Annotated in this window: 12 protein-coding genes and 1 pseudogene; 4 read left to right on the top strand and 9 right to left on the bottom strand. The window is 48.1% G+C overall.

All coding sequences use genetic code 11. The features are described from left to right. The first annotated feature begins 18 nt into the window (after window positions 1–18). Complete coding sequence (locus tag AXX12_RS13590) at window positions 19–798, top strand: SDR family NAD(P)-dependent oxidoreductase (protein WP_066243710.1); 780 nt, start codon at window positions 19–21, stop codon at window positions 796–798. 131 nt (window positions 799–929) lie between these two features. On the opposite strand, the gene AXX12_RS13585 is transcribed toward AXX12_RS13590, so the two are convergent. Further along, on the bottom strand, window positions 930–2,780 hold the full coding sequence (locus AXX12_RS13585) for an APC family permease (protein WP_066243707.1): 1,851 nt from the start codon (window positions 2,778–2,780) through the stop codon (window positions 930–932). Between the two features lie 191 nt (window positions 2,781–2,971). Between AXX12_RS13585 and AXX12_RS20295 the strand changes: the two are divergent. Further along, window positions 2,972–3,179 (top strand): annotated as a pseudogene (locus tag AXX12_RS20295) (GntT/GntP/DsdX family permease); the annotation flags it as partial. Between the two features lie 119 nt (window positions 3,180–3,298). Here AXX12_RS20295 and AXX12_RS13580 read toward each other — a convergent pair. From AXX12_RS13580 to AXX12_RS13560, 5 genes are all read right to left on the bottom strand, one after another. Next, entirely contained in the window at window positions 3,299–3,892 is a 594-nt protein-coding gene (locus tag AXX12_RS13580) for a manganese catalase family protein (protein ID WP_066243705.1), read from the bottom strand. 18 nt (window positions 3,893–3,910) lie between these two features. Beyond that, window positions 3,911–4,168, bottom strand: coding sequence for a spore coat protein CotJB (locus AXX12_RS13575; RefSeq protein WP_082816872.1), 258 nt, complete (start codon window positions 4,166–4,168; stop codon window positions 3,911–3,913). A gap of 21 nt (window positions 4,169–4,189) precedes the next feature. Then, window positions 4,190–4,459, bottom strand: coding sequence for a spore coat associated protein CotJA (locus tag AXX12_RS19050; RefSeq protein ID WP_231881893.1), 270 nt, complete (start codon window positions 4,457–4,459; stop codon window positions 4,190–4,192). Window positions 4,460–4,897: 438 nt separating this feature from the next. Beyond that, entirely contained in the window at window positions 4,898–5,179 is a 282-nt protein-coding gene (locus AXX12_RS13565) for a PspC domain-containing protein (RefSeq protein WP_066243703.1), read from the bottom strand. 30 nt (window positions 5,180–5,209) lie between these two features. Further along, window positions 5,210–6,388, bottom strand: coding sequence for an FtsW/RodA/SpoVE family cell cycle protein (locus tag AXX12_RS13560; RefSeq protein ID WP_066243944.1), 1,179 nt, complete (start codon window positions 6,386–6,388; stop codon window positions 5,210–5,212). 392 nt (window positions 6,389–6,780) lie between these two features. On the opposite strand from AXX12_RS13560, the gene AXX12_RS13555 reads away from it, so the two are divergent. Next, window positions 6,781–7,737 carry a YncE family protein gene (locus tag AXX12_RS13555; protein WP_066243700.1) on the top strand — a complete coding sequence of 319 codons (957 nt, stop codon included), beginning with the start codon at window positions 6,781–6,783 and terminating at the stop codon, window positions 7,735–7,737. 204 nt (window positions 7,738–7,941) lie between these two features. Here AXX12_RS13555 and AXX12_RS13550 read toward each other — a convergent pair whose 3' ends face one another. The 3 genes from AXX12_RS13550 to AXX12_RS13540 all read right to left on the bottom strand — a co-directional run bounded on the left by AXX12_RS13550 (window position 7,942) and on the right by AXX12_RS13540 (window position 11,998). Next, on the bottom strand, window positions 7,942–9,120 hold the full coding sequence (locus AXX12_RS13550; protein WP_066243698.1) for a DUF2935 domain-containing protein: 1,179 nt from the start codon (window positions 9,118–9,120) through the stop codon (window positions 7,942–7,944). Window positions 9,121–9,484: 364 nt separating this feature from the next. Continuing rightward, the gene (gene trmB, locus AXX12_RS13545) at window positions 9,485–10,123 is read right to left on the bottom strand and encodes a tRNA (guanosine(46)-N7)-methyltransferase TrmB (RefSeq protein ID WP_066243695.1); all 639 of its coding nucleotides are present in this window, start codon (window positions 10,121–10,123) and stop codon (window positions 9,485–9,487) included. A gap of 6 nt (window positions 10,124–10,129) precedes the next feature. Continuing rightward, complete coding sequence (locus AXX12_RS13540; protein WP_066243692.1) at window positions 10,130–11,998, bottom strand: sigma-54-dependent Fis family transcriptional regulator; 1,869 nt, start codon at window positions 11,996–11,998, stop codon at window positions 10,130–10,132. A gap of 272 nt (window positions 11,999–12,270) precedes the next feature. On the opposite strand from AXX12_RS13540, the gene nrdD reads away from it, so the two are divergent. Next, window positions 12,271–12,546, top strand: a complete 276-nt coding sequence (gene nrdD, locus AXX12_RS13535; protein ID WP_066243687.1) for an anaerobic ribonucleoside-triphosphate reductase — start codon at window positions 12,271–12,273, stop codon at window positions 12,544–12,546. Window positions 12,547–12,597: the final 51 nt, after the last annotated feature.

Below are 12,597 nucleotides of genomic sequence, written 5' to 3'. Positions count from 1 at the left end.
TGTCAGGAGGCGTACAATATGCAAACAGTAAAAAATAAGATTGTATTTATTAGCGGCGCTTCGAGCGGCATTGGCAAAGCCTGCGCGGAGTCATTTGCCCAGGCAGGCGCGAAGATCATCTTATGCGCCAGAAACACGAAAAAAATACAGGAAATAGCCAATGCGTTAACAGCGCAATACCAGACCGAGGTCTTGGCAATACCGTTAGATGTGCAAGAAAAACATGCTGTCACCAATGCCATTGATTCGCTGCCAGCTGAGTGGCAAGCCATCGATATTCTCGTCAATAATGCCGGTTTGTCTCTCGGTTTAGAAAAACTCCAGCAAGGAGATATCGCAGATTGGGATGCTATGATAGATACAAACATTAAAGGACTGTTATATCTCACGCGAAAGATTGTCCCGCAGATGATAGAGAACAAATTAAACGGACATGTCATCAATATCGGCTCTATTGCCGGAATTCATGCATATCCCGGCGGCGCAGTGTACTGTGCTACCAAATCAGCTGTAAAAGTGCTCAGCGACGGATTGCGAATGGACGTCGTCGACACTCCAATACGCGTAACCAACATCCAACCTGGTATGGTTGAAACGAATTTTAGCGTAATCCGCTTCCACGGTGATCAACAAAAAGCGGCTGCTGTCTATGACGGCATTCAACCGCTAACGGCAGAGGATATTGCAGATATTGTCTTGTATGCCGCCAGTGCACCAGCGCATGTGCAAATTTGCGAAGTAACGGTAACACCTGTCCATCAGGCTACCGGCCGTGTTATTTATAAAGAAAAAAAGTAAGCGCAGGCCAACAGCGCTAGAATCTAAACTTCTAAAAGTCCAAAAGAGAGAGTCCTAGCTCGCTAACAGCAGCCGGAACTCTCTCTTTTCCTATCTACTTATCTTAGTTGCAAACAGTCTCTGACTTCCAGCTACTGTTTCAAATGATACGGCACTGTGGTTACGATAACATTTTCCCGCCAGATTAATGTATTACGTAGAAACCAGCCAGTTTGATTATGGAGCAGCCGATGCCAAGACTTCCTCGTTTCAAACTCTGGAATGATGACTGTTATATAGTCTTCTGGAGCTTTCTCACGAGCCTTCTTCTCAATAAAGTGAAGGAGCGGACGCATCAGCAATCGGTAGGGAGAATGAATTACCGTCAGCTCTACGCCGGGGTCCCAAAGATTCCATTTTTCAGCAACCTTTTTGCCCATCTCTTCATCATTCGATACGTGAACGGCAATAATGTTATCACCGATCATCTTAGCATACTTGATAGTTTCATAGACAACACGCGTTGGCGTTGACACAGGAACAATGACAATATGCTTACCCTTTGGCGGAAATACGGCCGCTCCCTCGTGATAAGATTCTTCGGGCAGATGCAGTTGTTGAGACATGGTGTTATAGTGAGCGCGGATTGATTTAAATATATAAATCATAGCTGGAATAAAAAGCAGAACAATCCATGCTCCATAGATAAACTTAGTTACAGTGATAATAACAACAACCAATCCGGTGGCAGCGGCGCCTACCCCATTCAATATTGCCCGCATTTGCCACCCGCTGTCGCGATGCCGACTCCAATGAACAACCATGCTTGTTTGAGCAATCGTAAACGAGATAAATACCCCTATGGCATATAGAGAAATCAGTTGGTCTGTATCTCCATTGAAGGCTATAATCAGAATCGCCGCCGCTACTGTCAGCAAAATAATCCCATTAGAAAATGTTAAGCGTTCACCTCTTGTCGCCAGATAGCGGGGCATGTATCCATCCTTGGCCACAATCGACAAAAGTATCGGCAATCCGTTATAGGCTGTATTGGCTGCCAAATACAGCACTAACATGGTCGTTATCTGGATATAAAAATAAGCAGTCGAGCGGCCGAAGATCTTTTCTGCCAGCTGGGACATCGCCGTCACGTCCGTAATCGGCATAATATGATAGTGCATAATCAGGTATGTTATACCAATAAGCATGAAGCCGAGAATGCCTGCCATCCAGTAGGTCGTAATCGTTGCGTTGCGGGCCTCCGGGCTTTTAAACATCGGTACGCTATCCGCAATCGCTTCTAGGCCAGTCATGGAACTGCAGCCATTCGCAAAAGCCCTAAGAATCAGAAACAACATAGCCCAATCGAGTTGCTGCCGCGCAACAGACTCGGGCGGCAAAATTAACGCCACGTCAGTCATGGAGTTCCACACACCTGTTACAATCAAAACGACTACGCCGAGTAAGAAGGCGTATGTAGGAATGACAAATGCATTGGACGACTCCCGCACGCCGCGTAAATTGACCAGCATCAGCAAACCGAACAGTACAAGTAAATCAATTGAAACTTCATTACCGGCTAACCCGGGGAATGCGGAAATAATGGCTGCAGTACCAGCCGAAACGCTGACAGCAGCTGTTAATACATAGTCTGCAAAAACCGACCCCGCCGCGATAAGTGCGGGCATCTCGCCTAAATTCTTTTTCGCTACGGCATAAGCGCCACCGCCGCCGGGATTGGCTTTCGCAACCTGAACATAGGATAGAGCAACAATAACCAATAGCAATAGAATCGATAAAGCAATCGGAGCCATGTACCCATACGCGATAATTCCAGGAATAGCGACTAATGTGAGCATAATTTGTTCCGGCCCGTAGGCGACAGATGATAAGGCATCTGACGAGAAGATAGAAAGAGCTTTCCACTTCGGCAGTCGTTCATGGGCTAATTCCCGGTTGTGAAGCGGTTTGCCGATTAATAAGCGGCGTATTAAGCGCATCATAGGTAAATAAGAGGCCTCCTAGCTATTTAAACGTATTTTTAGCGCATATTAACATTATATCGATTTGCCACAAGAAGGGAACGTCCGCTTTCGGCGAACCTAGCTAATGGCGGCTCACGGCGAGCGAAAAAGTGCCCATAAGCTGCTTAGGGCTTAGTATTGCTGATTAATTCGTTATTAATCTTCCCCTTTTGTCATCCTTAAACCCTGTACTTATGGTTTTAGCTACTGCGGCAGGTAGTATACATTGACACATATAAACGACGCATCATTTTGGCTCTTCAAAGAGTACTTTAATTTTTCTATCAAAAATACCTTTAAGACATGGGAATACTCGAATTAGTTAATTCTATAGTGGGATTACTAGTCGTATTGATTTTAAGTCTTATTATTCACTAATTATCCTTTGCGAAAGAATGATTTACCATCATCTGCAGTTGTCAACTATTCCTTGATAACTGCTAAAAAGACAGCTTCCCGTTTTCTTCGGGTCGCTGTCCTTTTCATTCGTAAATCCCCTACTTCATCTTATGCCCATGCCACATATGCTGTTTATCTGCCATATACATCTGCACTGTATTCAGCATCTCGCCAAATCGCTGAAAATGAACAACTTCACGCTGCCACAGGAAACGCAGTGTATCTTTTACACAGGGGTCGTCAGTGCACTGAATCAGATGCTCATAGGTGACCCGGGCTTTTTGCTCAGCTGCCATATTTTCCGTCAGATCGGCGATTGGATCGCCGAGGCAGGCAATGTACTTGGCGCTCCAGGGCACGCCGTTGGCGTCTGTCCAAAATAGTCCATGGTTATGCTGTACATACTGTCCTTCCCAGCCTGCTTCTTTGAAGTCTTCGCAGTCGGCGCACTCGGTCAGTTTATAGACCAGAGCTGCGATCATTTCCATATGAGCGAGTTCTTCAGTGCCGATATCAGTCAGTAACGCTTTAGCCGTATCTGTTGGCATACTATACCGCTGGTTCAGATACCGCAGCGACGCTCCGAGTTCTCCGTCCGGGCCGCCGTATTGGGTGATGACCATCTTGGCGAACTTAACGTCAGGACAGCTTACCCTTACGGGATGTTCAAGTTTCTTTTCATATAGCCACATATTCACCAGTCCCTTTCATTACATTTCCCAGGGCCATGGCCCCTCTGCCCAGTCCCAGTTATCACCGGTATAATGTGGGCTTAGCGCGATTAGGCTTCCAAATTCGGTTTCATATTCCATGATATACTTGTGCAGCGCTTCAACCGCGCATCGATAATCATTCAGTGCGTCTTGATCACAGGGATGTGTGTCAAGATACAGTTGCAGTTCGATAGAGACGAATTGCATCTCCTGAATCTTCATCAGCATTGCCATTTGTCTATCGTCACATTTCACGCGTCTTCACCTCCGTCATGCTTACTCCGGTATCGGATAAACTCCCCACAGTTCAGGGAACAGCGTGCCTTTCATGAGCGCCTCTTCCGGGCAGAACGCTCTTGTATAGTGCTGCCAAAGAACATAGGAATGTGCGAGCACCATATGTTCACAGATATCCTCCGGAACACAGGGAAGTTCGTCGCATTCGGGTTCCGGCGGCATCATTTTTTTTGCTTTCATCGTTTTCATTGACATTTCATCCACCTCATCCATGTCGTGATGCCATTTGCTATCTGTCTTTTTTTTCAAAGTTTGCCCTCCTCTCCAGATCGACCTGATACATATTATGTTTTGTCGCTGGATAAGGTGAGAATGGTTTTAAAAAGCCTGAGGCTTGTGGAAATATCCCACAAGCCTCAGGCTTTTTAATTTTGCCGAAGTTGAGTCTCAGTATTCAATGCCAACCGTTCTAGAGCGTTCAGAAGGGTTCAGAAGCTAGGAAGCCCCGGAAATCCAGCCTTAGCTCGTTACATATGAGACTTGCTAGAGCATGATGCATGAAGCTTTTTAGCATCGCGCGTACAATACGGGTACGCAAGCAATGGAGTTCCGGGGCTATTGCGCAACTCTTGGCGTTTTAGCGCCTTCGTCGCTCTCGGCCATCCATGGCCTGCGCGACACCTGAACGTCCTGTTCAATGGAGTTGGCGGCATACCCCTTGCGGGTGCCAACGCAGATGATCCCTTATCAGCGCTCTAGAACAGGCATGATAAGAAATGCCAGTATGTACAAAGCCACTCCGGCGCCGCGGTAAAAAACGGCCGCTACCCAGAGAAAGCGAATCATAGTGACATCGATACCTGTATAGTTACTCAGGCCGGAACAAACGCCAAAAACCATGCCGTTAGCTGAATCTAGCGCTAGCGCTTTGTGCGACAGTATACCGCCAACCGGTTCCGTTCCCTGTAAAACCTGCCAAGCTGTCAATCCACCGACGAGATAGATTCCGAGTCGGAAAAGCCAGACCATATTGCGCCTCCGTCCCTGCTTTTCCGCTTATTATTCCCCTTTTTGGGGGATTCCAAACTTAGGGCGGCTAACAACTGAAAGGTGGGGACGCTTGGACTCCTCAGGCTGCGACTCCTCAAGCTCTGGTTGCCGGCAGCTTCGCCCCACGCTAATCAAGAAAGCGAGTGCCAGCAAATTAATCATCAGCGATGTCCCGCCATAGCTGATAAAAGGCAGCGGTACGCCAGCTACCGGGATAACCCCACAGACCATGGCGATGTTGCCTAATGCTTGTCCTAAGATAAGGACGATAACTCCAATCGCCAGCATCATGCCTTGTTTATCTCTGGCAGCAAGTGCAATTTTTATGCCATAAAAGCCGAGTCCGGCCAGCAAAGTCAGCACCAAAGTTGCGCCAATAAAGCCAACTTCCTGGCAAAGAACGGCGAAGGCGAAGTCAGTATGCGCCTCCGGGAGATAGTAAAATTTACTGGCCCCTTTGCCAAAGCCGACACCGGATAACCCGCCAGAGCCGATGGCTAACAGAGACTGAACAGACTGATAACCGATCCCTTGCTGGTAGTTCCACGGATTAAGCCAAGCCCAAATCCGGTCAGCCCGGTAGGCAGCAGCGAATATAAAATAAGTAAAGACTCCAGTGCCGACAAAGGCCAAGCCAACAATCTCTTTGCGCGGTATACCGGCAATTAAATGCATCACAATGCCCAATCCCACGATAACAGCGGCAGTCCCCATGTCCGGTTGCCGAAGTACCAGGAAGCCAATTGCTAACGTAATATACATAGGTGGTGAAAACAGGGAAATGGGCAGTCGCTTCTCCAGCCTGCCTCCCAGATATACTGCGGTCATAATGATAACTGCCAATTTAGCCAGCTCTGAAGGCTGAAACTTTATTCCAATGCGTATCCATCGTCTGGCGCCATTCGCATCTTCGCCAAAAACTAGCACTGCGACCAGTAATCCGATAGTGGCTAAGATGAGAAGTGGCGTAAATGCGGCCACGCGCCGATAACCTAACCAGGCGATCAGCGAGAAGCCGAGCATTCCTGCTGCGAATGCCTTAGCGTGCTGCAACAGAAAATAATAACTGTCATCCATCATTTCAGCTGCTAAGACAAAGCTGGCACTGAAGATATTGACAGAACCGATAATAAGCAGAATGAGAGATATGACCAGCACAGCCTCGTTCGGACCAAGCCAAAATGCCATTTTGCGCACGCTGTAACCTCCTAGCAAGCGGACAAGTGTCAAGAATGAGCTGTTCCAGCCATACCCGTCCATATCCTATTATACGGCTAGAGGCAAACATTGCCAAGACCGGGTATAAAAAACCGTGATGGCGGTCTAGATAAAATTTAGCCGTGAAAACGCGAAAGGCGCTATGCGCCTACACAAGGGATCGCGCAGATATTATACATACGCCTGAAATCCTCCTGTCACTTCGCAGATATCCCCCTTTTTCAATAGGGATAATGCTCCTTGGCGGCGTATGTAGGCACATGCATCTTGGCGGTTCAATATCATTCGCTATTCCATCTTGCAGTAGCGAATTCATCGATTCTATCATATACTGAAGTATCCTTTTGGACGGAGGTAAAAGTATGGATACTGTGCCATACAAACTCCTGGTAGTGGACACAGAGAATTCCACCGTTCTCTTAACTGATGGCGAAAGCGGTGAAATTATCAGAGAGTGGCCTTTCCCAGGTGAGTATTCCCCGGTGGATATTCAGCTCACGGCTGACTCAGCCATTGCCTACATACCGACAAGCAACAACCAAGGGCGGGGAACGCTTTTCTCCATTTCCCTCCCCGCAGGTCAATTAATGCAATTGCCTCTTGACCTGCCTCCCATCGAGCGCTTTGCCGCCGGACCGCAACTTGGTCAAGCAGTGGTCGCGACTCGGGATGGCGCATTATTCTTATTAGATATCGAAAAACGCAGCCTTACTCTCTTAGGTCGCAGCGGAGAGCCGACTGCATGCGTCGGCTTGGCAACAGATGACAACGCTGTGTATACTGTTTGGCAACATGATCAGAATGGTGTTTTGGCCATTTTCTCGCCAGACGGCCAACTTCAGGACGAACGATTTTTACCTGGGCTGCCGACTAATTTATCGCAGAGTGAGCGGTACTTGTATATTCCGTTCACAACAGCCAGTGCTGGCGAAGAAGGCATGATTCTGCTGCCAAAACAAATCTCCGAGGCTGCGCTAAGAGCAATTTCGTTGCATCATTGTCCCAGCGAAGCCTCATTCCGAATTTATCCCTGCCAGGTTGCAATCACTCCTGATGAATCAACAGCCTATGTTGTCCATGAGGACAGTGCTAATGTTTCGGTCATCGATATCGCCAGCGCGACCGTAAGCGGCTATATCCCTGTTGGCAGATCACTGTCATGTTTAACACTGTTGCCTGATTCGCAATTCGCAGTAGCTGGCAGCTATATGTTCGCTGATTTATCCTTGATCGACTTAGTGAATCGGCGACTGCTGTCGTTGACAGATGGGGAGCGTGAACTATTCGGCCAAGTCGCCGTCCTCCATAGCGGGCGTTGATAAGGGCCCATCTGCGTTGCACCCGTAAAGGGTATGCCGCCAACTCTACGGCACTAAAGTGCCAAGAGTTGCGCAATCAGCCCCGAAAATCCATTGCTTGCGTACCCGTATAGTACGCGGCGCGGCTGGATTTCCGGGGCTGCCTAGCATCTGGACCCTTCTGAACGCCCTTAGGAACGGAATAAACACTACCCTTAAGTTAGCCTACTTCTCCTCGCCTAACGGGCGTGGCCAAGCTGTGCTCCAGGTGTATTTATTCTTTGACGGCGAATTTGGCGTGTTTACCGGGGGCACAACCGGGGCCATGATCGGCTCATCATCATCGATCTCCTCTAACACTTCGCTGTCAAAACCGATATTTTGCTGGTATTGAGGAGCTTCGCAGTCTGTCTGCATGGCTTTTTGTTTCAGCGCTGCCAGCTTCGCCTCAGCAGCAAGATTGTTTGCTATTACGGTGCTTGTATTTGGCATGATAACCGTCGCTTCGGTTGCGGGTTCTCCCACTTCCATATCTACCATCGCTTCTTCGATGTCTTCCTCCGCCATTGGCATGATCACGCTATTCGCGCCAGTGTAGCCGGAGGTCTGCATATCGTTTTCTAACATAGCCGCAATCATGAGGAAGTGATCTGCTTCACGACGCACATGGTCAGCGAACAGCGGACTCATCAGTCCAAGCACCTTTTTCTCCTCCAGCATGCAATGAAGAGCGCGTTTAAAATCGCGTAATCGCATACCGGCAACGCGTGAATCCTGCAGGAAACGCCCGAAGGCTGGAACGCCGCCAGTAGCCCCACGCAGCATTGAGGAAAAGTCCACCGATTGGCGAAACAGCCCATCAAACTCACTGGTAAATCCCTCTGTCGTTTCAATCAAAATGACTTCTGAGGGATCAAGCATTTGCCGGATAAAATCACTGTGATCACTCATCAGGCGAATCCAAAAGCTAACCTCTTTTGTCTTTGGCCAAAGCCGGAATGCCTTGCAATCATTCATCGACTCTAACAGCCGTAGGAAATACTCGGCTTCCCGAGAAAAGTGATCTAGCAGCGACGGATACAGCGTTCCGCCTAACTCACCGCGTAACGCTATTTGCAATAAACGGCGCTTGAAACGGTAAAACTCTTCGACCTTCTCCGCTGACTGTCGAATCAATTCTTTAAATTTCTTTTCACTACTGATTTCAGCGGCTTTAGCGAGCAGCGCGCCAAAGATACGGTAGAATTCTTGGGCTTGTTGAATCGCTTCTTTTCTATTGGCAGGCAGCCCTGCTTTAATAAACAGAGCATGTTCCTGCATTATGGACAGCCAGAACTTTAGCTCTTCCAGATTCACCGAAATACCCGGACGGCTGTCACTAGGCTGTACTGGCGGTCTCGTCATGACATACACTCCCCTACTTTTGGTTAGTACATTGTATGCTCGACTCTGCAATTTAGTTCTAAATAACATAAATCCGGGCGTTGATAAGGGCCCATCTGCGTTGTTACCCCTGAAAACCCATTGCTAGCGTACTTCCAGTACGCGTCGCGGCTGGTTTTTCAGGAGTGCCTAGCATCTGGACCCTTCTGAACGCCCTCGGGGAGACAGATTCTAAACGAATGCTGCGGAGGAACCCCCGTCCCCCAAAGCTGAAGGCGTTCAGATGCCCCAGATACTAGGCAGCCCCGTGATCCCTGCCGCGCCGCGTACGTTCGCAGGTACGCAAGCAAGGGGATCACGGGGCTAACAACGTAGATGGGAAATATCAACGCCCGAAGCGGGCTTCGCAGCGGAAGATCTTGCTCCCTTTTGCACTAAACCGCGCTTCGTATTCAGTCATGATGTTGCCTTCGAAGTCACTGTTGTGTAGATCAAACGTAATATTTGACAAGCCCAGCCCGAAGGCGGCAAATTGATTTAGTGAAAACTCGAATAGCTTTTCGTTATCTGTCTTGAAACACAGTCGTCCCCCGGGCTTAAGGATTTGTTGATACTTGGCCAAAAAGCCTTCATGGGTTAAGCGGCGTTTCGCATGGCGCCGTTTGTGCCAAGGATCGCTGAAGTTTAGATATAATTGGTCCACTTCGCCCAGCGCAAACAATGTTTCAATAGTAATAGCGTTGAACACCAGTAGCTGAACGTTTTTCAGGCCCTTTCTACGAACCTTTCTTGCTGCATCGTACAACACATCCTGGGACGCTTCAATACCAATAAATAATTTATCTGGATGCTGCTCAGCCATGCCGCTGATAAATCGCCCTCGGCCTGTTCCAATTTCAATATGAAGTTCTTTACCGCCGTAACGGCTCAGCCATTGGCCAAGGTTCACCGCTCCGTCAGTAACCACAATATCACTGTACTCGAGTAAGGCCTCGGATATCCAAGGCTTTTTCCGCAGACGCACTGAAATTTACTCCTTTTCTAATCCATACTTTCGCAAGTAGCGATAGAGGGTGACGCGACTGACGTCAAGCATGAGCGCCAAACGGCTAATATTGCCGCCAGCAGCTTTCCATGCCTCGATAAAAGCTTCCCGGTTCTCTTTCCAGGCGCGGCCTGGTCCGGTCTCACCAGGCAACTTCAGATCGTCGGCGTCTAGGATATCGCTGTTGTTATGAAAAAATGCAGTTTCAATAACTTCTTGAAGCTGTTTGGTATTACCTGGCCAATCAAAAGACATCAGCAAGGCCTCAGCTGCTGGAGTTAATTTTTTACTTGGCATCTGATTCTGTTCAGCCAATTCAACCATAATATGTTCGGCCAACAGCGGAATATCTTCGCGGCGACTGGCCAAACCGGGTATTTTGATTACGGTGCGTCCGAGTTGTTCATAAAGCGCTAGTGTGAAGATTCCTTTATCCGCCAGGCGCTTTAAGTCACTGTCACAAGCTGCGATCACCCGAATATCCAGCGTGATCTTTGACCCATCTGGGCGAACGATTTCATTTGCTTCTAAGACAATCGCCAAGCGCTCTGCCAAGCTTGTGGGTAGCTTTTCCACCTCATCGATAAACAGGGTACCACCATTGGCCAGTTCAACCTTGCCTGGCACGTCGGTTTCACCGAATAGCTCAAGAGCTAAGCTGCGTTCTGTTCCGCCGCCGCAGCGCACTGTGATCAGCGGTCCAGCTGCCCGGGGGCTGGCTTGATGAATGCCGTGAGCCATACGTTGCTTGCCTGTGCCAGGTTCGCCTTGCAGTACTACATGGTGATGACCGCGCGCAGTACGAGCAGCCTTCTCCTTAACTGCGGTAAAAGCCGGTGCTATCCCGACCATTGCTGACAGATGGTAGCGAGCACGGTAGCCTGCCGCATGAGCGGCCAGCATTCTTAACTCTTCGAGCGGTAAGGAGACCGCAACAATACCTTCCACTTCATCCTGATGGGAAATCGGAATAACGGTGGTAATATCCTCATAAATCTTTCCCGGCATGATCCAGGTCATTTCTTTATTAAACGACGGAATACCCATAAAACCTTTCGCTAAGGGAGAGCGTTTATAGTTGCTAAGCTTCTGGCTAAGCGATGCTTGATAGCCTTCTTTGCCAAGACGGTCAAGACCCCGGCGATTTGCATAAGAAACTTCTCCCCCGGGCAGAAAATGAAAAGCCGCGTAGGGAATCGCGTCCAGCATCATGTGTTTTGCATTTAATCGTGACATTAAACTAAGGTGTTGCTCAAGCGCGAACCGCATAGACAACAGCAAGGCGACCATCGCATTATATGGCAGTTCATCAGGCTCGAGCGCCACGATGGTTAAAATATAACGCAAGTCGTTATCTACTAGAATCGGTGCCGAGCATGCGTCACCTGTATGACTATCCTCGGTCCACATCTCGGGTCCGAACAGCAAGAACGGAATCTGTCTGGCATAAGCCAGACTAATGCTTGACGTACCGATATCTTGTTCAGAAAGTCGGGCTCCTTCTACCTCGTCCACCGTCTTTTGGAAAAACGGCAATGCGTAGTTCTTCAATACATAGCAGTCACGATCTACTAACAACAGACTAAGATTATAAGCGCTAAAATGCTCTTGCAATGTCAGATATAGAGAGTCGATAAAAGCAACAGCCGCGCTGTTGTCTTGTCGGCGAATCGCCAGTTCCTCTCGCGTCAACTTATGTGTTAAGCACATTCGTTCATGCGGCACACTAGCAGCACGGCTACTCTCCCATGACTCTGCGACCCAGGGATGAACGTTGGGATCCATGACCCCTTGATCAACAAACTTACGATAATATTGTTCTAACTTTTCTTTACTGCGTCGTTCTCTTATCATGTCAAACCTCCACAATACAGTATGTACAGATAAGCCGCTACGGCACCTTATCCAGCATTTAACGTATTATTACTAAGAATACCATAGTTTCGCACTTGAAGCTAATATTTAGTTGCATCACAAGATATAGTGAAAAGCTTCGAAATATCAACCATATATAGCGCAGTTAGCAATAGATTAGTATAATTGTCCAAAATGGAACTTTTGTCTGATAGCAATAATAGTTCTCCGTATGCTACAATTACTGCAGATAAGATTGGGAGGGAGTCATTATGACTATCAACGGAATTCAAATCGTAGCTGACCCATCGCTGACAAATGAGGAAATTACTATGCTCGTGGCAGAAGAACAAGCCCTGTGGCATGAGCGCCATAAAGCAATCGCTTATATGGAAATTACCCGCGATGGCGAAGAAGTAATTATTAACGCCTCCGAGAAATCTCCCATCCGCCGCGTCCGCCGCATCACTGGCTACTTAAGCAACATCGACAACTTCAACGATGCAAAAAAACAGGAATGTGACCGTCGCTTCGTCCACGCTAGCTAAATTGCACTACATTTGGACAAGCATACATAGTATATGTTGAAATTAGGCCGA

Source organism: Anaerosporomusa subterranea, from assembly GCF_001611555.1.
Classification (GTDB): domain Bacteria; phylum Bacillota; class Negativicutes; order Sporomusales; family Acetonemataceae; genus Anaerosporomusa; species Anaerosporomusa subterranea.
This window is presented reverse-complemented; position numbering and strand designations above follow the sequence as displayed.